The following is a 20305-nucleotide window of genomic DNA, read 5'->3' as shown; positions in this document are numbered from 1 at the left end:
TCCGGGTCACCCACTGCGATCAGCTTACCACCCATCTCGGAAATGCGTTTCTGGATGCGCGCCCAGGTATCGCCGCCGACCATGCCGTCCTCATCCATGAAGAAGACGAACTTGCCCTGAACGGGCAGCATGTCCCGCGCCCAACGCGACTCCCACGCCGCCAAACTGGCCGCGTCCAGACCGCGAATACCCGCCAGTTCCTGCGTCGCCTTACCCGAGGCCGCACCGCCCAGAACCTCGTAGCCGCGCGCGCCAGACCTTCACCGCCTCGGCAATAGTGAAGGTCTTACCTGTACCGGCATAACCCGTGAGCAGCGTCAGACGAACCGCGCTCAGCATCGCCTCAGCACCCCGACGCTGGCTCTCACGCTGGTTCTCTGACAGCAGGTCGAGTCCTTCAGAACCGTCCACGTCAAGCTGTTCGCCAGCCATTTCGACGGCGTTCAGAATCAGTTCCCGCTCCGTATGAAGCCGCGCCCGGGTGGTCAGAACCGGCGCACCTGCCACCTCTTCAGGCACCCGAACCAATTCGGGTGACGCAAAAGCCCGCCCCATGAGGTCATGAAGTTCCGCCTCATCCAAACCCCCGAGACGCTTTTTAAACTCGCTCCTGACATCCTCTTCGGTAAAAACCGTAGCCCGCGCGGACACCACGGTGAGGATATGCTCGGGATTTCCGCGGAGGTAATCCGCGTTATCCCGACGCACCTGGGCGGTTCGTTCCTTCTCCCGCGCCACTTCTCCGGCCGCTTCCGCGTGCTCTGCCACATACGGATTATGGGTCTCCGGCTCGAGCTGGATGCCCTGTTCCTTCAGCGTGCGGTGATCAATCCGAGCAGAAAATCCGGCTTGTTCCAGCGCCAGATTGGCTTCATTCGCCCATTCCATTCGCCAGCCGCGCAGCAAAGACTTCGCATTCCAGGACCGGTTTTTGTTCCCCCAACCCTCGGCTCCCAGATCCCGCAGGCTCAGCATCACGTGCAAATGGGGGTTTCCATCCGCTGAGTGAATGACCCAATCCGCCACCATGCCCCGCGCTGCAAAGCTGCGTTCCATGAAGCCACGGGCCAGTTTCACATTCTGTTCGTGGCTCAGTTCAATGGGTAGAGAGATCGTGATTTTACGCGCCAGTTGCGCCATATCGCGACGCGAATTTTTACTGTTGGCTTCATAGAGGGTCAGGTCTTCCCAGAGCCGCAGGAGGCTTTGCCACCTCGGCCTGGGCTTCGGGACGATCACCCGCAAAGGTCTGATACCGCTGTTTTGCCCAATCAGGTGCGTCCTTGGGCAGGGTGATTTCGGTGTGAGTAACTTCATCCTTTCCACTATAGTCGTAAGTCCGCCCGGTTGTGATGTCTTTCATCTTTGCCCCATGACGATAGGCGGCGCTGGCGACAGCACCTGAACCTCTTCCACGAGAGGCAATCCCGACTCGGAAGTGATAAATCGCCATGGGTGCATTCTATCACCGTCTACACGACTTGCAAAGTCGTGTATAAGCACGCCTACGCTAATTTTCTATAAATCAGTTCGGATGGCTCCCTGTCACAGGCTTCGTGCCAACCCAGAGCCCTGTTCTCGTGGTAAACGCCAGTTTTGCCACGAAGTGCCAAAGGCGAAATCGACAGCGAACCGCTCAAATCGACCGGCATCGCAAGACGCCAGCAGGGCGATCATGGCGCAAGACCGTTCAGGCAGGACATCAACCTGTCCCGTCGCGCTTGTAGCCATCCGCCGGCAGGGCTTTCAGCGCTGACGCGCTGGCTGTCCCGGCCGGAACGACAGCCACATACTTGGAACGCCAGCGCCTATGGCAAACCTGGCGGGCAAGGGCGACCTGCAGAAATAGCCACAGGCGCGATATCCGGGCCGCTGAGCGCGGTTTCTGTATTTTGGCAGGGATAGGAGCCGCGGACCCCTGTTAAGCCCTTTACGGCGCACTCTGCAGCTCGCAAGCTCTCTCGCCCTCGACCAAACGGACATGCGTAGCCATTTATTGCCATGGCAATAAATGTGAAGCATCATTATATCACTGCATAACTTGCTTTAGCGTGGTAACAAGTGTCCCCAAGCCTCAGCTTGTAGTAACTCTCTTGCCTTGCATGACACTTGAAAACATTGCAAAGATTGGCACAGTGATTGACAGTTGACGAAAGGTTAAGACATGGCAGGGCAACCCGGCGCGTTCGAAAATGCACTCGACAATCTTCGGAGCACTCAGAAAGAGAAACCGGGCAGGGAACGGTCTGCCTCCATATCCGACGATCAACCCGATCCGAAACCTGCTTCGGCATCGAAGAAACCCAACACGCCCCCAACGGTTCGGCGTCTCCGGAAACCGGAACTGTCGCCAATACCGCGTCGTTCAACCAGCGCGTTGATATAGACGTGATCAACTTCCTGTATGATACTGCCCGGGAAACCGGCTGGACCATGAACCGAACCTTGCGCGAAGCCGCGCGGACACTGGCGAAAGCACGGGGCGATAAGAAAGGGGCAGGACTGTGACGAAAAAAGAAACCGCTGCGCGTGATGCGAAAGCCAAGCCAGAGAAACGACCTTCACCGGTTCGCTCACTAAAGGGGCGCAGGAAGTCTTACACGGAACCGTTCAACCATCGCATCGACGGCGACATCAAAGCCTACCTCTATGACATTGCGCTCGCCAATGATTGGACCATGAACCGAACCATGCGCGAAGCAGCCAAGGCTTTGGCCAATTCGAGGGGCGATCAAGAAGGAAGCACACTTTGACAATGCGACCGCTTTCCGACGTTTCTCAGCAATTGGGGCCGCCAAAGCGGCCCCGGCACCCAACCTCCGAAAGTCTGGCCCGAAATCTTCCGGAGGAAATTTCGGCTCTCCAATATCCCCGAACCGGGGGTTTCGAAGGGGGGCACCCCCTCGGCGACTGCGCAGCCATTGGCTGCGCACCGGTCGCGCGGTGCAATCGCACCGCATTAACCCGCCCATGCGTTGACAAAGACACGGGGCGATAACAAAGGAAGCGAACTTTGAGCGCACATGTCTGGCCACTGCCAGCACCAAGGGCGGTGCAGGAAAACAACACTCATCGCGATCCTCGCCGGAGAGATAGTGAGACTTGGCGGAACCGTCGCGCTTATCGATGGCGATCCGAACACGCCGCTGCTCAACTGGGTGAACCGGTCGGACCTGGCGAAACGGATCCCGGTCATCGTTGACACCGATCCGGAAGGCTCCGAATTGGAGAGCAACATCGAGAATGCGTCCGGGCAGGCGGAGTTCGTTTTGCTGGATACGGAAGGCACGGAAAACGCGCGATCGGCGCTGGCTGCGCAACTGGCCGATCTCGTTCTGATCCCGATGCAGTATTCCGCCCTCGATCTGAACGAGGCGACCAAGGTCAGGACCTTTCTCACCAAGCTGGAAACCCGAACCGGCCGGGCTCGACCAAACGTGATTGTTCCGACGCGGGTTCCGGCCGCGATCAGGTCGCGAACTCAAAGGGCATTGGCGATCAGCTGACAGCCCAAGGCTTCCCGGTGCTGGATCCACCGGTGTTGGAAAAAGACGCCTACCGCCAGATATTCAGCGAAGGGTGTCTGTTGCAGGATTTGCCCCCGGCACCTGCGCTGACTTCGGCGCATCAAAATGCGCAAGCACTTCTGCAAGGGCTGGCCACGATCTACGGCGCAGCACATGCCGCATGAAGGGCCTGCTCTCCGCGATCCTGCGTCCAGCGATCCTCTGGACGGTCGCGATCTCAGCGGTCGCCGCAGTTCAGACTTCGCTCGGGCTGCCTCAACTGGCCTACCTTCTGGTGATCGTCTTCGCTCTTTTTTGGAGCGTTGAAGCCATAACCTGCTGTCTCGTCTGGTCACCGTTTGACGGCACGCGCGATGCTCTGGGCCTGCTCACCGCTTTGGTGCTGTTCCAATACTGGCCCACTGTGAACATCAAGGGCGGTCTTATGATGCAGGCCAGCGGGCCGCAATACGAGTTGCTGACGGCCTCCGGGCTGGCAACGTGGTTGATTGCGGGCGTGACAATATCCGATTGGCTGTTGCCTTGGCTATTGAGCGTCTCGGCTGGGATTCTTGCGCTTGGCAGCGTCATGCGCCTGTTGCGGCCAAAGCCGTCAAACAAGCGGACCACAGATGCGGCAGCAGCAGGGTCGGTTTCAGCCGCTCCCCGTCAAAGCGGCTACGTAGCATCTGAAGAAAACCCTCTCGACACATTCCGGCGTTTCTAGGCAATTGGGGCCGCCAAAGCGGCACCGGCACCCAACCTATGAAAGTCTGACCCGAAATCTTCCGGAGGAAATTTCGGCTCTCCAATATTTCCGAACCGGGGTTTCGAAGGGGCACCCTCGGCGACTGCGCAGCCATTGGCTGCGCACCGGTCGCGCGGTGCACTCGCACCGCAGATCTTTTCGATTGTTATAAAACAGGCGATCTGCCCAAAATCATGCGGAAACGCAGAAAGCGGCCCCGAGGGGCCGCTAACTGTCACAGGAAGAGCTTAGTGAACGCTGCTGCACCAGCGAAGAACGCGGCACCAACAATCAAGAGATACCAACGATTTTCAGTATTGAGCTTGATGGTCTCTGCGACGAGCTTCGCTGTCAACGCGTTGAGATTTGCGATCTCGGCGCGCATCTTGTCGTCCTGCAGTTTGACTTCGGCTTCGGTCATGTCGTTCATGCTCATGATGATCTCCTTTGAATATAGGTTGAAAACCGTCTGAAAGCAAAGCGAACTCGCCCGCCCTGCACGGTCGCGGGCATTTGGACACGCCGAGTCAAGGACCGCTGAAGGCGGCGTGCGAGCGACGCGCTTGCGCGGCGCGAAGTCCTTTACCGGTGTGGGATAATGACAAGACCGTGTGGGGGTGGGCCGCCCGGCCCTGGGTCGCGCCCGGCGCGGGCCAGGTTAACAGCCGGGCACGATCTTATACGGGATCCGACTGGCGCAACGTGCAAAGGATGCGACTGGCCGGACCTGCAACGGTTGTGGGTTCTAATTGAAAGGGGCGATCTGCCCAGTTGATCGGGCCGGACCAAATGCGCTCTCGAAATGTCGCGACGTAATCGTAGGGGTTGTGTCCGACCGGCCGGGTTGTCCGGCTCTGAGCTGCGATGGCACAGATCAAGGTAACACCCCACCCGCGCAAAGCCGCCCAACAAGTGGTAGATATTCGGCGCTACCGACAAGCAGTCTGATGCAATCAGTTCGCGCTTGCGCGAATGGCGCGCCCCCCTCCCGTACTCTCAACACACACCACCGGTTCAATAGCCGATAGCAAAAGCGGTCGTGATTGGTTCGGGATTTGCCCATATCATGTGTCAGCACACTGAACTAAGGGCGCAAACAACGCGGGGTATCGGCTCACCCGAAGACTTCAGTTAGTTATCATATTTTTTAAGCAGGAAGTCGAAGAGCCTGACCAGCAGCCCGCAAAGCAATCCTACAGTTACTCCAATAAACACGCCATCATCACTGTCCCAAACAGTTTCAGGGACAATGCGTAGAGCCGCCACAACAAAAACGACGGCAAGCAAGACGGAGATGGTTGACTTGAAGAATATCTGCATAGGTGGCTTTTCTGCTCAATTGGTCGGTTAACCCTTGTTATCAGGGGTCACTCCTTCCGGTCCACACTGCCATTTGCACTTTCACTCAGGTAGGCGGACATGAACCGCTTGGCGATTACCTTGATGAACGCCCTTGAGAATGACCCGACCTGCGCGTTCTGCTCAAAATAAAACGACTGCTCGAGAACATCGAGATTGTGCTCGTCAAAGATAATCCACAAGCGTTTGTATTCGGAGAGGCCCGCCCGACGAACCTCGGTCGCAGGAATCTCGAGCGCATCCCGGTCAGCACCGGGCAGAGTCCCTGTAATCGGGATCAGATAGAGATCGGTCGTCTCATTGCTCACTGGGACAACCGCGGCCAGCAGGGTGGGGCGCGGCTTGCGACCGCTGTCTTCACCGAGTTCAGCCTGCCACTTCCACAGGTAAGGATACTCCCAAACGTCGCCGATGGCCGGTTTATTCTTCATCTTCGATGACGTCCTTCAGTATAGAAGTCAGTCGCGCCGCTTCATCCGCAGGGATATCAGCCGTTGCGCGAGCAACACGCGGGTCGGATCGATCAACAAGAGCGTCAAACTGCTCCCGGCTCATGACAACAAAGCGCGATGTGCCATGGTCAGACAGACTAACTGGCCCTCGCGCAGCTGCGGCCCATACATCACCAGCCCGGCGATTGATGGACGTCTTAGGAAACTCTTCGATAATCTTAAGGCCAGACATGGAAACCCCAATTTAGCTATATTACGTATAATACGTATTTTACGCTAGCCGGTCAATGAAGGAATAGCCAACTTTTACTTTATCTCGTGAAGCTGCAGTAGCTATCCTGATAGCGCGTGAGCAAAACGAGCAGACGGTAAGGTTGCGCGCCGTCGACCAGCTCTCTCAAGGTGAAATAGTGCCAAGAGGTGGGCTTGTGCGGTGCGTCAACATAGTAGAACCCATGCGGCGTCGGGGTGTAAGGCGGGGTGAACTCGAAGAATATCTCGCCGAGCCTTCCACCTTCGCCCAGATCGACAACACCCCATTTTGCGCTGTTGGGATCTTCGGAATCTGGCAGGACCGTCCGAGCCAGGTCGAACGTCAAACCGCGGACCCTTTGGCCATCAGCTCCATCTTCTTCGATCAAGGCTGTGAGATCACAACCGGCGACCTCGATGTAGCTTCTTGAGCGTCGCTCGGGAAGCGCGTCATGATTGCCGCCTTGGATCATCAACGTTTCAGATTCTTGCTCAATTTCCTGAGCAAGAGAGAGACGTGCATCTTCCGCCATCCAGTCAGCTTCGGTCATTGCCATCAGAGACGCCGCCGCCAAAAGCCCTTTCATTGACCGCCTCGCTCGGTATTGATTACTCCAAAATCATCTCCCCAAGGCGACATGTACGTCAGCTGATCGCCGGTCCACTTGCGGACCTCAGCCAGATGGCTGACCTCGGTTTCACCATCCTCGGAGCAGCGCACTACGGAACCAAAAAGGTCGATGCGGATCATCGTTCCATCGGCCATCATGACCCGAACGTCACGCTCATGAACAAGGACAGTTTTCCAACCGGTCGCGTTTTCCCGAAGAAGACCGATGAAATCAGAGCGCAAAGCGATATGTACATCCTCGGCATCCGCGCCCTTGGTGCTCTTGAGGCGAATGAACACTTCTTTATCGTCCGGGTTCTCGTCGATCGGTGGATTCACAAACGAAGTGCAAATTCTGTACTAAAACAGAGAGTTGCATGGAGTATGAAGAATGGGAAGCCGCTACTGTCACCTGAAACTGGGCGAACGACGTAAGCTCGCAAAGTGGCTGGAAGCAAAAATGCCGGTCGCTGAGATAGCCGATCGGTTGGGTCGTAACCCCTCTACGATCTACCGAGACATCAAACGGAACCGATACACAGATACTGAGATCCCAGAACTCAACGGATATCACGCGGTTGTCGCTCAGGACAAATACGAGGCGCGCCGCGCGATCCATCGCAAGATGATCGTGCATCCAGACCTCAAGGAAGCCATCGAAGATCGACTCAAGGCTGGATGGTCGCCCGAACAGATCGCAGGCCGGATGCGGCTTGAACGCCATCCGATCCGTGTGAGTCACGAGACGATCTATCGGTTCGCCTATTCCAAGGATGGCCGCGAGGAACAGTTTTACCGCCATCTCCCTGAGCATCGCAAACGCCGCCGGCCACGTGGCTATCGCAGGTACAACCGGACCCACATCTTTGACACGCAGAGCCTGTCTCACAGGCCCGAGCGCATCGCGGACCGCACTGAGTTCGGCCACTGGGAATGTGATCTGATGATGTTTCGCAAGGAGTATGGGAAAGTCAATGTGACGTCTCTGGTCGAACGCGTCAGTCGCTATGCTGTCGTGATGCGCAATGAGGATCGCCAGTCCAAGCCGATCATGGAAGCGCTGATCCAGGGGCTGGCTCCCCTGCCCGCCGATGCACGTCAGTCGATCACCTTCGACCGTGGCACCGAGTTCTCGGCCTGGAGGCACCTCAGGGCCGGGATCGGCGCGGATGCCTGGTTCTGCGATCCACAAGCGCCGTATCAGAAAGGAACGGTCGAGAACACGAACAACAGGCTGCGGAAGTATCTGCCTCGCTCAACCGAACCGACGGCGCTGACAAATCGATATTTGAGGTCGATTTGTCAGCGCCTCAATTCGACCCCGCAAGTGCCTCGGCTACCAAACGCCTGCAGAAGTCTTCGAAGCCAAGCTGATGGAGATCCAGAACCGTTTGGAATAAAAGGACATATCAAGAACTGCACTTCAACATGAGTTCACACCAAAATCCCTCACTCCGGCTGCCAGTCATCGTCGAGCGAGGATTGCACTCCGCTTTCTGTAATTGAAGCATTGTGCGTGGCGGTTTCGGTACCCATTTCTGTACCGTCCCCAGACATGTAGGCCTGCGCGAACTCGGTACGCTTGAACACGGATCCATCAAGTTCGATTGTGGTGCGATCCTCTGCCGTCGCGCGTGTCACAGAGCCATCATACCAAACCTTGATCCGCGTCCCGTCTGCGATCTGTACAACAACGGCCATCGGCTCGATCTGCACACCCAGCCAACCGTCATCGGTGTCCCGCCGCGCGATGATCTTGTCAGACCGGAACTTGACCTGAACATCGCCCGACAAACTGTTGCCGCTTGATTTCAGAACAACAAAAGCCTCCTGCTCGGCCGGGTTTGGATGGATCGTTGCATTTGCATTCTTCGGCGGCCAAACCTTGGCGGAGTCGCGCTTCTTGCCCTTCTGGTCGCGGTGAAACCCGACATAGAGCTGGGCCGATTTCCAGATGCGCGTGGCCTTCCTTGAAAGTGCCGTGGATTTTGCAGTCATGTCATCGGACCTTTTAGAACGGATATTTCGGATTGGTGCTTACGGTGGCCATGCGGATCTGACGGAACGAGATCAAAGGGCAAGGTATCAAGGGTGAAGCGCCCAATGGAATACCTATGAAGAAAACCCAGCAGGTAGACCGGATCGGCGGGGTACGGCGCACAGTTCCATGCATGGCGCAGTGCGGCAGCTTCATTAGAAGAATACGCGGCTATGAGACACCTTGCCTCACGCCATTTATCGGCACGTTGTTTCCGGCTGCGTTTCTCTTGCCGCTCCCAATCCACTGCGCGTTTGAACATAACCTCATCTTCACTGGGTTGCTGCTCTGCGATCTGATTGGCCAGTAATGGAAAAGCCTCGCGTTCCTTCTGCTGTTTGCGGCGCAAGGCGGCACGCTTGCGGGGTGTGTCTTCGAAGGCAAAACGGGGCCACATCTTGAACCTCATGGCTCGATCCCTCCCTGCCAGCGGGTGCGACTATTGCGGAGATGCTGAAGACAGGCCACTCGCCCGACTTCTGCATGCATCCCGTTGTCGAGCGCGAACCGATGGCGAGCCTCCCAGTCCCGAACCCAGTCTGCGGCCAAACGGTCGTCAACCCGACCACTCTGAAAAGGATTGTCCTCGAGCAGGAAGCCCTTGCAATGTGCAGCACCGCCATCGGTGGGAGCGCGCAGGGTGTCGTTTTGGAATGCCATTGGGTGTCTCCTGTCGTACCGTGTCGGTTCACGGGGCTTTCGCTCCGGTCGGGTTTCAGTATTCGATGGGTTCAAAAACAGTGAGAATGCGCTCAGTGACAGAGGGGTCGTAGGGACATTCAGATCCGCGATCGAGATAGAGGTCGTAGAAGTTTCCATGCAGGAGGTCGCGCTGACCGGATAGGTTTGGCGCAAAATCTAAGGAGTGGAGATTTCCAAGATGATGACGCCTACTATTGCTGCGACCTGCTTTGTCGCCATTGATCTGAGCAAATCGAAATGGCTTGTGGCGCTTGATGCGCCGCACTTGGCCAAGATCAAATCTGTGCGCCTGGACGGGTTTGATACGCCGGGACTGATCGATCTGGTTCGAACGACTGTTGCGGAGGCGACGGAGCTTTGCGGAGCGGATCAACGACCTGTCGTTTGCTTTGAGACCGGGTACGATGGTTTTGGCTTCAGCGGCTTCTGTCCAACGAAGGGATCGAGACGCTGGTCGTGGATCCCACGAGCTTCCTCGTGAACCGTAAAGCCCGCAGGGTCAAAACAGATCGCGTCGACGCCGAAGGCATGGTCGTTCTGCTGAAGAACTATTCCTCCGGTGATCGAAAGGCGTTCCGCACGGTGCGTGTTCCAACCGTTGCCGAAGAAGATGCCAAGCGCTTCCACAGAGAACGCAAAAGGTTGATGAGCGAACGCACTGGCCACATCAATCGCATTCGTGCCCTGCTCGCCCTTCAAGGCGTTCGGCACATCAATCCGGCGATGGTGACATGGCGCAAGAGACTGGAAGGCCTCGAGACTGCTGATGGCCGTCCTTTCCCACCTCAGCTGATGCGCGAGGTCGTCCGTTCCTTCGAACGCTTGGAGCTGGCGAACCACATGATCAAGGCTCTGGCAGAGGAACGCGACGAAGCCCTTGCGACTGAATCTGAACAGTTCCCGGAACACGAAAAGGCCGTGCTGCTCGAAGGGCTGCGTGGCGTTGGACGGCACAGCGCGATGCTTCTGTCTGCCGAAGTGTTTGGCCGGGAGTTCAAGAACAGGCGACACCTGTCGTCTTACCTCGGCCTGACGCCCAGCCCCTATTCCAGCGGCGACGTGGAGCGAAGCCAGGGCATCAGCAAAGCCGGAAACCGACCGGCCCGAACCCTCGGGATCGAACTGGCGTGGTGCTGGCTGCGGTACCAACCACAAAGTGCCCTTGCGCGCTGGTTCCGGAAATACACCGCCGAGCGCCCGGGAATGAGAAGAAAGTTGCCATCGTGGCTCTTGCCCGCAAGCTCATCGTGGCTTTGTGGCGATACGTGGAAACGGGACTTGTCCCGTCTGGCGCGGTTCTGAAGGCGGAGGTGTAAAACGGGATACCAAAACTTCAGAATAACGCGCAACGCCGGATGGTTGAGTGACCGAGAAGATTGATGGTCTTCACAAACCCTGTAGAAGTTTGGTCCCAACCAAGGCGGCTCCATTCCGGGAACGTGAACGGAAATTTGGTTCGGGCAACACGCCCACCGTATGCAAGTCGATGCCACTGGAGTGAGCATATTCGAGGAGCCAAACCAGCGATGCAAAGAAAGAAAAGGCCTTGAAAATGTAATTTCCTCATGCAGATCAATCTTCCAGAACAGTGTGCACCCTTCGATTTTGATCACTCCATGGCTATGATCGCGGTAGGGATCCTTGATTTTGTCGAAGGTCGAAAACGTGGACACGGCCTCTATCGCGGCACGCACAAACTCCGCGCTCCGCGCCTCAACGTTTTGCGACAAGACAAGATTGCCGGTGATGCCTTCGTCATAGCACTTGCGTCGAATACCGCGATTGATGAGGGCACGGCGAAACTGGTCATTCTGGGCGGCGATTAACTTGGCCTGCAGTTTGCGGTTGGTTTCGATTCCCGGGGGTGGTGTGTTTGGCATGTTTCCATCTCCGTAGTGACACCCTGACCTTCAGCCTGCTTTTCCTTTGGATGCGATGGCTGTTCTCAGCGACCGCAGACCCGTGTGGGAACGGCATCAAGGCGGCGGAACACATCATCCATGAGACATACCATACGCATTTCAAATTCCCCGGTGATCACATCGAAGGGGCACCGGGCAAACTCGATCTCATCGGCATCAAGGCCATTGCCGCTGATGTGACCGCAATGTTCACACCGGATTGTGAAATACTGATTGATGCTTCCGCCTTCGACCTCTTCCCAATGATGATGGCGAGCTGTTTTACCGCAATCCGGGCAATCGGTTTCCCAGCTATCGTTGTCCAGTTCATACCCATCCGGTTCAATGCACGCTCCCGGATTGTCGCAAAAAATCCTCGTCATCTTCCTGTCTCCTTGCCCTTCATTCGTCTACTCGGGTTCAGCGCGCGCCCGACCTATCCGCTTTTGCTTCGTTACGATCACAGCAGGGCAAGGAAACGCCCTGCTGGACCAACGTCAGCCACCCGCACCCCTTCTGCGTTTTTCCCCGCAAGGAGGGGGGCCGATGGAAAAAATCCGGAGCTGATCCGGGCGGGGTGGTCAGGCTGAAATCGGGCAAATTTGGGAGGGACCCGCGCGCTTGCGCGCGGGAGGAACCGGGATTTTCGGAAATTCTGCTTGAGGCGCACAAAAAAGAAGATGTGATCCGCGCCAGGGCGCGGGCCTCTTTTTGCGCCTTCCAGCACGAGCGCATCAGATACGAGAGATTTTCGGCCCCCTGACGCCGGGAAAACAAGCGCAGCAGACCGCCCCAGCGGTCTGCTATCGCCAACCATGATAATGCCTGGGCGGGGCTAAGCGGGCGTGCCCGTGTGCCCTGCACAGTCCAAAAATCAATGTGAGCCGTGCGCCTCGCACGGATCTCCAAAGCCGGTAGCACAAGTGGGCGTTACCCTCTGGGCCGAAACAAGCATGTTCGGGCGACCATGCGGCCGCGTTGAAAGCTGGCTCCGTGGAGACAGGTTTCGGCGCACGTGGGCCGCAGGGAGACAGGGCGTGATTGGTTCGGGGAGGACGTCGGCGCAGCCGGCGGCCGAGTAGCACGCGGTCCCGAGCTGCAGGCTCGGGATTTGCCGATATTACTCTAAACCTCATAGGACAAGAAAACGCCACCACCCGTCACAAGATTCCCGTTGAATTTCAGATCGCTAATGGAACCAAACTGGCGCAATATTGGAGAAAGTTTCCCACCACCGACACGAAGGATACGCGGTTCCCCTGGGAACCGCGGCCCGCGCGGCAGCGCCGGTCCTGCGACAATTCGGACCTGAAGGGGCCGGGTTGGCGCGGGACACCCCTACCCGGCCGGGATCTGGAATGGGTTTGAAATGTGGGTGAAAGCGTCGTGGTTTGCGCCGGCCGCGAGTTATCCAGTGGTTGAGATTTCGACCCTGGGAGAAGGCGCTTTCGGCGTTTTGCCGGAAGCGGTGTAATCTCGACGACCGCAGCAGACAACAAAGCGAACTCCTCAAGCAGAGAGCGACTTGTCTGTGGGTAACTCGCGGGCGCGGGCGCTTTGCGTGCGCTCAGAGCGAAGCGACCCGTCCTGTTGGCGGTGCGGGGCGCTCTGCCCCGCTCAGCTACAGGACTACCTTTCCCGCCGCCCGACCCGCGTTACGTCAAAAAAAACCCTGCGCAATGCAGGGCCAGTCACAGGGGAGTTCTGGGTTATACGCCGAAAAACAGCTTTGCCATTGCAACACCAGCAGTCAACAGCACGCCTGCGAAGCCAGTGCCCACCGCAATGGGATACCAACGCGCTTCGGCGTTGATCTTTGCAGATTCGGCAATCAGCTTGGCGATTTCAGCGCGCATTTTATCGTCTGCAAGTGCCTGTTCCGCTGCTGTCATATCTAGGTCGCTCATTGGTTTGTTCTCTCAATCAAAGATAGGGTGTTTTGGGATGGATTGCCAGATTTTGCTTTGGCCCGGGCGGGGCAATGGCCCCGCCCGGTGAGGGCTCAGGACTTCGGTTTTGCGGGCGGGTCAACGCGCATTGCCTTGATGCCTTTGCGTTCGGCCTTGTCGGCCAAGTTCAGGGCGATGCCGGTTTTTCCAAAGATGACGACGCCGCCGAGGGGCTTGGGGGTGTCGAGCATTTGGTCGATGGCTTTAAAGCCTGCGCTTTTGCCGAACGCGCGCCAATTGGGCTGGAATGTCACTTGAGGCACGTTGCGATTGCGCGCCCACGCGGCGGCGATGGCGTCCACGCCTTTTTTGTCTGCCTTGTGGTACAGGATGAGTTCGGACGCGAAAGACTCTTTGAAACGGTCGCGGATTTTGTCCAGCGTGGACCAGACATATTCGTGATCCATCCAATCGCGATCCCCAGCGACGGCTAGGGGGGTGCCTTCAATCTCAAACTGTGCTGCCTGTTCGCGCTCGTGCGCCTCAAGCCATTTGTGGGCCTCAAAAACTGTCCCGGTCAGGTGTGCCAAGCGCGAGGTTCGACCATTGGCAGCGGGAAGGAAGGCCGCGCCGGTCTGGGCCTCGTAACACTGGGCGGCGGTTTCGGCCATGATGTCGAGCGCGTCCAAAAGATCGGAAAAGCGGTCTGCCTTGCGCTGCAACTCGTCCAGTTGGGTTTCCAAAACCTCGGACCCATCGGCAGCGCGGATAAGACCTTGCAGGGCGTCGCTTGTGTCGCTCAGTTGCTTTTGAATCGCGTTGCGGCGGCGAAAGATCAGCGACGCCAGCCCGTGCGCGATGGGTTCGATTTCGCGGTGCAGGCCGGTGCCTGCCATCCCCTCAAACAAGGTGTCAAAGGTGCGTTGCATCAGATCGATGCGCAATTCGTCATCATTGGGAATTGGCAGATCATCGTCGGTTTCGGTCAGGCCGAACAGTTCGATCTGGTCGTATACGGTGGTGCCTTTATCCAACATGCGCGTTTTCTCCTAAGCTCTCCGCCCGCGCCGTTGCGGGGGTGTGCTGACGGGCTGACCTCTGCCAGAACGGCAGCACACCCCCGCGGAAAGAGAAAGCGGAACAACTGCCAATTGCACAAAGTGTACGATTGGATAGCCCTGGTCCGGTTAAGCGCCTGCGTCTCGCCCCCCGGGCCCTGCGCACGCGGGGCCGGGGTTAACAGGCGAGTCAATTTTGTCCTGAAGCACAAATTTGCAAACGATTTCGGTTACAGGATGCTTGATGTGTCACCGGCGCTGGCCGTTTTTACGGCCGCCCGCGCGGCAGCGCCGGTCCTGTTGGCCGCGGCGCCGGCGGTGCCGTGGATCAACAGGACACTCAGACCGGCCTTTGGGTCCGGAGAGAAGACAGACACCGACAGTGTCAGCGTCTGCTACAAGCTGCTTGGAAGATCACGCGGCGGTCTGCTGCAGATTTTGCCAATCCCGCACCTGGGCACGGGGCTCGAAGACGTCGTTGATCTTGCACGTCTTCCCGAAGTTGCGTTCGTAGGCCTTCAGGAAAACAGGCGCATCGCTGTCTTCCTCGAGTGCGAGGGTGCCATCGTCACCGACGTAGCTATAGGGGCTGAAGGAGCCAAGGTTCAACCCGACGGTCCCGATCCACTGGGGCGCAACAATAAGCCAGCTGTGACCCGGGTCGGACAGAAAGGTAAAGGTGACCTTCGGCAGAAGGGGGTTCGACATTGATCGTGCCTCTTGTTGAAGAGTTTGGGAGAGCTACAGGCGCAATGCCTGCAGCCCTCGATCGAGGATCGATATCACGCGGCAACGGGCATCAGCGGGATGATCCGGTATTCGCCTTCGCCGGTTTCCTCATCTTTGACCGCGTTCGCGCGCACCACGCCCTGTTGCAGGTTCAGTGCCAGCGAAAAGTAGTCATTTCCGGCGCGACTTTGGGCCGCCCAAGCCGAACCAATGCGAATGGCGCGGTTCTTCGGCGTGAGGGATTCGATCACGTAATCGGGGTGGCTGTCCTTGCGCTTGTGCGTGTTGGGAACCATGGTGAATGGGAAGTCGAAGGCCATCGAGGCGATCTCGCCTGCGAATGCGTCGTCTGCGTCCATGCGGGTCAGTTTGCCATCAATCATTGTCGTTTCTCCTGTGATGGGATTGGGTGTTTGGCCGATCGGCCGGGATTGCTTTCTTGCCCCCTGTTGAGGACACAAATTCACAAAGCACTCTTTTTTCTTTACGGGCTGCTCGCAGCGGCATCGGAAGAGGTCACCCCTGCAGCTCGACACAATCGGAATCCATCTTGCCCGCATAGCGGCGTCGCTTGTCGGTTTTTATCTTCTGGATCCCTATGTCATGCGCGGTGATAATGTCGTCGGCTTCGACTTCTATGCGGCAACTATGGTGGTTGCCCGAAGTCGTCATGTAATGGGCCGTGACCGAAAATCGCTTGCGGCTCATTGCGCAGCCACCACAGTGCTTGGGGTGGTCAGCGTTTCGCCTGCCAGCAGTTGCTTCAGCTCAGTCACCCTCCCCTGCTCAAGCATTGTGTGAATCCGCTCGGGATCCGCCTCGACCCGATCGCGGACCAGATGCAATTGCTTACGGCTGTAGCGCTCAAGGGGTACGATTAGCAAATACCCATCCCCTTTCTGTCCAGTCGACCAGCTACGAATGGCTCCTGCCTCTGTTTGGTTCAACCGGTAGATATGGCTGGCAAAATAAATGCCCTTGGGCTTTTGGTCGTAAGTCCAGTAATTGACGCCACCCTTGTCGTAGTAAACCTGCAGGTCGCGCCAAAGATTGCCTTCGAGGTTTTTGCTGTGAACGGTTTTATCGTTAGCCATTTTCTTTCCCTATGTGATTGCGAACCCTGGATGGGAACACACGAGAAAGAAGCTTTCTTTCCTTTTTCCCGCGTCCTCGGCTGCGCAAAGGAAAGAGGCCACCTTCTCCTCTCGGAGTTGAGGGCAAGGTCAGAAATCGGCCGCGACGGTCTACGCGCTTCGGAACAAGGCTACAGCTTCATCCAGTGGCAGGGTGTTGAGGATCCGGATTCCGGGGTGCTGCGCCCGGAGTTTTTCAACAACCCGCTCAGCCTGGTCTCGGTGTTTGATTTCATAAACGCCGGGCTTGTCGGAAAAGATGAAAAGAACCTTGGTCTTAATCGCCCGTTTGTAGTCCCTGGTGTATTGCCACGTTTCCAAAAGACTGCCGCAGTGATGCTCAAGATCTGTTTCGTACTCTTTGTCGGAAAACTCGGGCAGCGACCATTTGGGCAAGTTTTGACGGCACCAGGTGTCGGCTTCCTTGTAGGCGACATGATCGCCCCTGAAGAGATCACACCCGCCCTTACCGTCGTTGGAAACTTCTCCAATCTTTTTGTCATCAACGTACAGGCTGGCGCTGTAGCAGCTGGTCTCCTCTGATGCGAAGGCTGCGTATTTGATGTTTTTCAGTTCGATTTTCATGGGAGTATCCTCGCTGGTTGTCTTTGTCCCCGGATTAGGGACACAGCAAAAGAAGCCTCCTCTCACCCTCACTCAACGACACCATATGTGGTATAAAGATCTCCGGTAAACACTATATGATTGCCTTTGAACCCGGTTTGTTCTACACTGAAGCAACGCTGCTGAAGGAGAAATACCGATGTCTGCACCTGCCATTTCGGAATCTCAAACCGCTCTGCCAGCCACGACCAAGCAACTCGCCTATGCACGTAAACTCGCGGAGCAACAGAATGTGGTTCTGCCCTGGGAAATCCAGCAGGATCGCCGGGCGCTTAGCCAGTGGATCGACACCCAGCGAACAGCGCCTCGCGTGCAGGACACCCGGCCGAGCTCAAAGCAGGTGGCTTTTGCGGAACGAATTGCCCGGATCAAGAGAAGTGCCGTTCCGGACGACTGTTTCCGTGATCGCACGCTGATGTCCCGCTGGATCGACAGCAACAAGCCGAGGTAGCGCGCGCCACGGTTGCTCAGATCCTCGACAGCAAGAATGAGAAATTCTCGCTAGGAATGAATACACCGAACACGAGTGATCTTAGTTTTTAGCGTCCTGTACTATGCAAATACTGAGTCGAAATGAGATTATTGCTTCCAACAACGTCAGAGTTGCCGAGGAGTCGAAGAGATGATGGCTGAAAGTAATAAGCGTTTCACAATGAGTCTTCGTCAAGCGAAGGAATGTGGGATCGATTTTCGTGATTTTGAGCGTGTTGACCAATTGCCATCAGAGATTCCGTTGGTCGCTGTTGCCGGTGTTTGGGGGAAGTTCCAGAATATTCTGTGCCTGTTTGAAGCAGAGTTGGGAGGGCGCTATCTACGCAATATTTACCAGCGAAGAAATGGGTATGTGATCCCGGAACTGGGGATATGCGCAAAGACAATCTCAGCCGGAGAAACAGTGACGGTCACGACAAGCCCACCTCTTGATCTGAAAGACAATCAATAGAAAACGGCGAGTGGGATGTATAGTCCCCTCACCGTTCTTCCGACGTCAATTCGAACCGCACGGCAAATGGGCTGCCGCCAACGTCTTCTCGATTTCACCTATGTGTTGTTCGTGTTTTTCCAGTTCTTTGCGCGCTACGCGCTCAGCCACCCACCTTTCCCTCTCTGCGGCCCAAAGCACATCGGCTTCGGCTTTCGGAACGTACTCGAACGAGCCTGGTGGTTCGCGAAGTTCTTCACCAGTGTCGATGTCAAAAGGTGCAATGGAACACGTTTCTCGGCCATCGCATTTGTCGCTACTGCACCATGACTGATCATAGGTGTCGACGAGTACCCAATCCTGCGCTTCGGGATCCCACTCGGCAGAAGCGTCGCGGCGAACATCGGAGCTGCCGCAGTATTTGCATCGCATTTCGATCCTGCGTGTCATTGGCGTCGCCCTCCTTCAGGTTGAATATCAAGCGCAGTGTATGGGTTGCGCTGATCGCTGCCTGAGTAATCGGAGAACTCGACAAAAGCCTCGCGCAGATCCGAAAGCGGGTGATTGTCAAAATCATCGTCGCGCCGATCGGCCTCGTCGATGGTCTCATCGAGATCGTCGTGGATCGCCATAGTCAGATCTTCGGCAATCTCGCTGAATTCAGCAACAGGCCAAATTCCAATACCGACCCGCCTCGGAAAATGGCCGAACTGGTTGTCACCGGCGACAAAGCCTTTGCCGGTTTCGACCGCAATCTGCCGCGCGATCCGCACGGCTTCCAGTGCCGTTTCTGAATCATGGATGGCTGTGGCAAGATGTTCCGGGCTTTCGGGCGTGCCCTCGTTGGAGCGTCCGTAGATGCCCCAGAATTCGGCGGACCCGGCTTCACATTGAACAACGCATCCCTCAAGTTCATTAGTACGGCAGGCAACCAGCTCGAACCATTCAAATCGGCCCAGCGTGTCACTCTGGGACAGGTTGTTGAATCTTCCAGAAGCGGGGAGAGCAGTGATGGAATCTGTCATTTTGGTTTCCCTTTTTTCGATCCACCCAACGGGATCAAAAGAAACCCAAGCCACCTCTCACTCTTACCGCTGCTGGTGACCTGGGAAGCACGGGTTTACTCGGCCACAACCGCTGGGATGTCGCAGTCCGGATCTCCGGCTTTGGCAAACATCCAATCCGCCGCGGCTTGCGCCATAGAGGCAACCCTGAAAACAGCCCCGTTGCTTTCGCCTAAGATCTCAAGCCAATGCTTAATGTATGCCGCGTTCTGCCCGGCACTCGCTGGAACGCCAAGCCGGGCATAAACCATCGCGCCAGTTAACTCAGCGAAACATTCTTCCGTTGCCAACCTCAGAGCCGCGGTCTTGCCTTCGAAAGTCAGACCCAAACGTTTCTCTATCGCAACCGCATGAGCTTCCTCATGAGCTAAGGTGTCGTAGAGACCGGCTGCGCTCTCAAAAGCTTCAACAAGAGGCATGTGAATAATGTCCCGAACCGTGTGGTAATAAGCCCGGGGGTCATCCGAATGCTCGATCGGCACGCCCAAGGACGCAAACCAGGCATCCAGCGCCGGATCGCTCTGCGTTCCAAATGTTTTGGGGGCGGCGGGACGATCGTACCAATGCGCATCGAGACCATCGATCTGGCAGGTATTGAATACACGATACGCGCGGGCGTAACGGCGGATACTATCCTCGTCGGGCGCGCCAGTCACGGGATCGGCCTCCCCTTCCACCCGGATCGCGCCGAACTTCACGACGGTCGTGGACTTTTCTCCTTTACGAACCTGCCCGCCCAGCTCCTGCGCCTGGCGATATGTCATCCACGTCCGACAATCATAGCCGCGCTTCATTGCGGCGGTCAGCAACATCAGGACGTTGATGCCCCGATACTGCTCGCCAGTGGACCGCAGCGGTAGTGCCAAACCACTGCCGCCGCTCCACGGCTGGCGCCAGGGCACAGTTCCCGCCTGCATCTCGGCAAAGATCGTTTCAGTCACATGTTCATAAATGTTGAATTTCGGCGTGCCCATGACGGCCTCCCTTGGTCCTTGGTAAAAGTCACCAAAACCGGAAGCGTTCTTTCTCTTTCTGGGGTGATAGGGGTCACAACATGCAGACCGGAACCTAACTCCGGACCATCGCCAACCACGGCCTGTGGGTGGGATGCCGAGCCTGTGGGCATTCTGCGACCTTGCTTGTTGCGGATCTGTTCGAGTGCGCCAGACAAGATGCAGGATTCAAGGATATTCTGCCGCGCTTTCAACGTAGAAAGTGCAGAGGTCGGCAGGTTGGCAAGTTTCGGATTGTCTCGCCAGACGTTATGACCAACCACGAGCGGATGCGGACCCCGCCAGAACAGCCTTAAAGTCGCCGC

The 20305-nt window shown here is 56.9% G+C and carries 34 protein-coding genes and 2 pseudogenes; 11 read left to right on the top strand and 25 right to left on the bottom strand.

What is annotated here, in order from left to right; translation table 11 throughout:
* From ACR3ES_RS25720 to ACR3ES_RS25710, 3 genes are all read right to left on the bottom strand, one after another.
* A partial coding sequence (locus ACR3ES_RS25720) for an AAA family ATPase (protein ID WP_480634825.1) occupies positions 1-197 on the bottom strand: 197 nt, incomplete at its 3' end.
* A gap of 13 nt (positions 198-210) precedes the next feature.
* Positions 211-1239 (bottom strand): MobA/MobL family protein, encoded by a 1029-nt coding sequence (locus ACR3ES_RS25715; protein ID WP_480634823.1) that lies wholly within the window; start codon positions 1237-1239, stop codon positions 211-213.
* Positions 1169-1453, bottom strand: a complete 285-nt coding sequence (locus ACR3ES_RS25710; protein ID WP_480634822.1) for a MobA/MobL family protein — start codon at positions 1451-1453, stop codon at positions 1169-1171. The genes ACR3ES_RS25715 and ACR3ES_RS25710 overlap by 71 nt, the downstream gene beginning before the upstream one ends.
* 686 nt (positions 1454-2139) lie before the next feature.
* On the opposite strand from ACR3ES_RS25710, the gene ACR3ES_RS25705 reads away from it, so the two are divergent.
* The 5 genes from ACR3ES_RS25705 to ACR3ES_RS25685 all read left to right on the top strand — a co-directional run bounded on the left by ACR3ES_RS25705 (position 2140) and on the right by ACR3ES_RS25685 (position 4233).
* Positions 2140-2508, top strand: coding sequence for a hypothetical protein (locus ACR3ES_RS25705; protein ID WP_480634821.1), 369 nt, complete (start codon positions 2140-2142; stop codon positions 2506-2508).
* The gene (locus tag ACR3ES_RS25700) at positions 2505-2753 is read left to right on the top strand and encodes a hypothetical protein (protein WP_480425996.1); all 249 of its coding nucleotides are present in this window, start codon (positions 2505-2507) and stop codon (positions 2751-2753) included. Before ACR3ES_RS25705 ends, ACR3ES_RS25700 begins: the two co-directional genes overlap by 4 nt.
* Before the next feature lie 270 nt (positions 2754-3023).
* On the top strand, positions 3024-3506 hold the full coding sequence (locus tag ACR3ES_RS25695; protein ID WP_480634820.1) for a ParA family protein: 483 nt from the start codon (positions 3024-3026) through the stop codon (positions 3504-3506).
* A gap of 17 nt (positions 3507-3523) precedes the next feature.
* Complete coding sequence (locus ACR3ES_RS25690; protein ID WP_480634819.1) at positions 3524-3691, top strand: hypothetical protein; 168 nt, start codon at positions 3524-3526, stop codon at positions 3689-3691.
* The gene (locus tag ACR3ES_RS25685) at positions 3688-4233 is read left to right on the top strand and encodes a hypothetical protein (protein ID WP_480425999.1); all 546 of its coding nucleotides are present in this window, start codon (positions 3688-3690) and stop codon (positions 4231-4233) included. The genes ACR3ES_RS25690 and ACR3ES_RS25685 overlap by 4 nt, the downstream gene beginning before the upstream one ends.
* Before the next feature lie 256 nt (positions 4234-4489).
* Here ACR3ES_RS25685 and ACR3ES_RS25680 read toward each other — a convergent pair whose 3' ends face one another.
* From ACR3ES_RS25680 to ACR3ES_RS25655, 6 genes are all read right to left on the bottom strand, one after another.
* Positions 4490-4690, bottom strand: a complete 201-nt coding sequence (locus ACR3ES_RS25680) for a hypothetical protein (RefSeq protein ID WP_480426001.1) — start codon at positions 4688-4690, stop codon at positions 4490-4492.
* 695 nt (positions 4691-5385) lie between these two features.
* Positions 5386-5574 (bottom strand): hypothetical protein, encoded by a 189-nt coding sequence (locus ACR3ES_RS25675; RefSeq protein WP_480426003.1) that lies wholly within the window; start codon positions 5572-5574, stop codon positions 5386-5388.
* A 47-nt stretch (positions 5575-5621) separates the two neighbouring features.
* On the bottom strand, positions 5622-6044 hold the full coding sequence (locus tag ACR3ES_RS25670; RefSeq protein ID WP_480426005.1) for a hypothetical protein: 423 nt from the start codon (positions 6042-6044) through the stop codon (positions 5622-5624).
* Positions 6034-6297 (bottom strand): type II toxin-antitoxin system prevent-host-death family antitoxin, encoded by a 264-nt coding sequence (locus ACR3ES_RS25665; RefSeq protein WP_480426006.1) that lies wholly within the window; start codon positions 6295-6297, stop codon positions 6034-6036. The genes ACR3ES_RS25670 and ACR3ES_RS25665 overlap by 11 nt, the downstream gene beginning before the upstream one ends.
* Before the next feature lie 79 nt (positions 6298-6376).
* Positions 6377-6904, bottom strand: coding sequence for a hypothetical protein (locus tag ACR3ES_RS25660; protein WP_480426008.1), 528 nt, complete (start codon positions 6902-6904; stop codon positions 6377-6379).
* A complete protein-coding gene (locus ACR3ES_RS25655) occupies positions 6901-7266 on the bottom strand; it encodes a hypothetical protein (protein WP_480426009.1) in 366 nt (121 codons plus the stop codon). Before ACR3ES_RS25655 ends, ACR3ES_RS25660 begins: the two co-directional genes overlap by 4 nt.
* 52 nt (positions 7267-7318) lie before the next feature.
* Between ACR3ES_RS25655 and ACR3ES_RS25650 the strand changes: the two are divergent.
* Positions 7319-8327 (top strand): annotated as a pseudogene (locus tag ACR3ES_RS25650) (IS30 family transposase).
* A 49-nt stretch (positions 8328-8376) separates the two neighbouring features.
* Here ACR3ES_RS25650 and ACR3ES_RS25645 read toward each other — a convergent pair.
* The 3 genes from ACR3ES_RS25645 to ACR3ES_RS25635 are packed head-to-tail and all read right to left on the bottom strand — an operon-like array spanning position 8377 to position 9625.
* Positions 8377-8925: a hypothetical protein gene (locus ACR3ES_RS25645; RefSeq protein WP_480426011.1), complete on the bottom strand. Its 549-nt coding sequence runs from the start codon at positions 8923-8925 to the stop codon at positions 8377-8379.
* The gene (locus ACR3ES_RS25640) at positions 8922-9362 is read right to left on the bottom strand and encodes a hypothetical protein (RefSeq protein WP_480425792.1); all 441 of its coding nucleotides are present in this window, start codon (positions 9360-9362) and stop codon (positions 8922-8924) included. Before ACR3ES_RS25640 ends, ACR3ES_RS25645 begins: the two co-directional genes overlap by 4 nt.
* An 8-nt stretch (positions 9363-9370) precedes the next feature.
* A complete protein-coding gene (locus ACR3ES_RS25635) occupies positions 9371-9625 on the bottom strand; it encodes a hypothetical protein (protein ID WP_480426013.1) in 255 nt (84 codons plus the stop codon).
* 220 nt (positions 9626-9845) lie between these two features.
* Between ACR3ES_RS25635 and ACR3ES_RS25630 the strand changes: the two genes are divergently transcribed.
* Both ACR3ES_RS25630 and ACR3ES_RS25625 read left to right on the top strand, forming a co-directional pair.
* Positions 9846-10148, top strand: a complete 303-nt coding sequence (locus tag ACR3ES_RS25630; RefSeq protein ID WP_480425597.1) for a hypothetical protein — start codon at positions 9846-9848, stop codon at positions 10146-10148.
* Positions 10124-10813, top strand: a pseudogene (locus ACR3ES_RS25625) (transposase); the annotation flags it as partial. The gene ACR3ES_RS25630 and the pseudogene ACR3ES_RS25625, both read left to right, overlap by 25 nt.
* On the opposite strand, the gene ACR3ES_RS25620 reads toward ACR3ES_RS25625, so the two are convergent.
* A complete protein-coding gene (locus ACR3ES_RS25620) occupies positions 10711-11340 on the bottom strand; it encodes a DUF3768 domain-containing protein (protein WP_480634824.1) in 630 nt (209 codons plus the stop codon). The pseudogene ACR3ES_RS25625 and the gene ACR3ES_RS25620 overlap by 103 nt on opposite strands.
* Between ACR3ES_RS25620 and ACR3ES_RS25615 the strand changes: the two genes are divergently transcribed.
* Positions 11284-11493, top strand: a complete 210-nt coding sequence (locus tag ACR3ES_RS25615) for a hypothetical protein (RefSeq protein ID WP_480634596.1) — start codon at positions 11284-11286, stop codon at positions 11491-11493. The two genes, ACR3ES_RS25620 and ACR3ES_RS25615, sit on opposite strands and share 57 nt — an antisense overlap.
* A 119-nt stretch (positions 11494-11612) precedes the next feature.
* Here ACR3ES_RS25615 and ACR3ES_RS25610 read toward each other — a convergent pair whose 3' ends face one another.
* The 9 genes from ACR3ES_RS25610 to ACR3ES_RS25570 all read right to left on the bottom strand — a co-directional run bounded on the left by ACR3ES_RS25610 (position 11613) and on the right by ACR3ES_RS25570 (position 16962).
* On the bottom strand, positions 11613-11951 hold the full coding sequence (locus ACR3ES_RS25610) for a hypothetical protein (RefSeq protein ID WP_480425797.1): 339 nt from the start codon (positions 11949-11951) through the stop codon (positions 11613-11615).
* A gap of 1326 nt (positions 11952-13277) precedes the next feature.
* Positions 13278-13460 (bottom strand): hypothetical protein, encoded by a 183-nt coding sequence (locus ACR3ES_RS25605; RefSeq protein ID WP_480426014.1) that lies wholly within the window; start codon positions 13458-13460, stop codon positions 13278-13280.
* 110 nt (positions 13461-13570) lie between these two features.
* Complete coding sequence (locus ACR3ES_RS25600; RefSeq protein ID WP_480426016.1) at positions 13571-14494, bottom strand: DUF2493 domain-containing protein; 924 nt, start codon at positions 14492-14494, stop codon at positions 13571-13573.
* Between the two features lie 251 nt (positions 14495-14745).
* Positions 14746-14892 (bottom strand): hypothetical protein, encoded by a 147-nt coding sequence (locus ACR3ES_RS25595; protein ID WP_480458799.1) that lies wholly within the window; start codon positions 14890-14892, stop codon positions 14746-14748.
* A gap of 37 nt (positions 14893-14929) precedes the next feature.
* The gene (locus ACR3ES_RS25590; RefSeq protein WP_480426018.1) at positions 14930-15223 is read right to left on the bottom strand and encodes a hypothetical protein; all 294 of its coding nucleotides are present in this window, start codon (positions 15221-15223) and stop codon (positions 14930-14932) included.
* A gap of 74 nt (positions 15224-15297) precedes the next feature.
* Positions 15298-15627 carry a DUF736 domain-containing protein gene (locus tag ACR3ES_RS25585; RefSeq protein ID WP_480634818.1) on the bottom strand — a complete coding sequence of 110 codons (330 nt, stop codon included), beginning with the start codon at positions 15625-15627 and terminating at the stop codon, positions 15298-15300.
* A gap of 133 nt (positions 15628-15760) precedes the next feature.
* Positions 15761-15952 carry a hypothetical protein gene (locus tag ACR3ES_RS25580; protein ID WP_480426020.1) on the bottom strand — a complete coding sequence of 64 codons (192 nt, stop codon included), beginning with the start codon at positions 15950-15952 and terminating at the stop codon, positions 15761-15763.
* Positions 15949-16338 (bottom strand): hypothetical protein, encoded by a 390-nt coding sequence (locus tag ACR3ES_RS25575; RefSeq protein WP_480426021.1) that lies wholly within the window; start codon positions 16336-16338, stop codon positions 15949-15951. Before ACR3ES_RS25575 ends, ACR3ES_RS25580 begins: the two co-directional genes overlap by 4 nt.
* 150 nt (positions 16339-16488) lie before the next feature.
* A complete protein-coding gene (locus ACR3ES_RS25570; protein ID WP_480426023.1) occupies positions 16489-16962 on the bottom strand; it encodes a hypothetical protein in 474 nt (157 codons plus the stop codon).
* 178 nt (positions 16963-17140) lie between these two features.
* On the opposite strand from ACR3ES_RS25570, the gene ACR3ES_RS25565 reads away from it, so the two are divergent.
* The gene (locus tag ACR3ES_RS25565; RefSeq protein ID WP_480426025.1) at positions 17141-17452 is read left to right on the top strand and encodes a hypothetical protein; all 312 of its coding nucleotides are present in this window, start codon (positions 17141-17143) and stop codon (positions 17450-17452) included.
* 171 nt (positions 17453-17623) lie between these two features.
* Positions 17624-17944: a hypothetical protein gene (locus tag ACR3ES_RS25560; RefSeq protein WP_480426026.1), complete on the top strand. Its 321-nt coding sequence runs from the start codon at positions 17624-17626 to the stop codon at positions 17942-17944.
* 45 nt (positions 17945-17989) lie between these two features.
* Here the strand turns inward: ACR3ES_RS25560 and ACR3ES_RS25555 are convergent, their stop codons facing one another.
* From ACR3ES_RS25555 to ACR3ES_RS25545, 3 genes are all read right to left on the bottom strand, one after another.
* Positions 17990-18373, bottom strand: coding sequence for a hypothetical protein (locus ACR3ES_RS25555; protein ID WP_480426028.1), 384 nt, complete (start codon positions 18371-18373; stop codon positions 17990-17992).
* Positions 18370-18948, bottom strand: coding sequence for a hypothetical protein (locus ACR3ES_RS25550; protein ID WP_480426029.1), 579 nt, complete (start codon positions 18946-18948; stop codon positions 18370-18372). Before ACR3ES_RS25550 ends, ACR3ES_RS25555 begins: the two co-directional genes overlap by 4 nt.
* Positions 18949-19043: 95 nt before the next feature.
* A complete protein-coding gene (locus tag ACR3ES_RS25545; protein ID WP_480426031.1) occupies positions 19044-19961 on the bottom strand; it encodes an ArdC family protein in 918 nt (305 codons plus the stop codon).
* Positions 19962-20305: the final 344 nt, after the last annotated feature.

This window comes from Ruegeria sp. B1 (assembly GCF_056535885.1).
The sequence above is the reverse complement of the archived record's forward strand: the minus strand, read 5'-3'. Positions and strand labels throughout refer to the sequence as shown.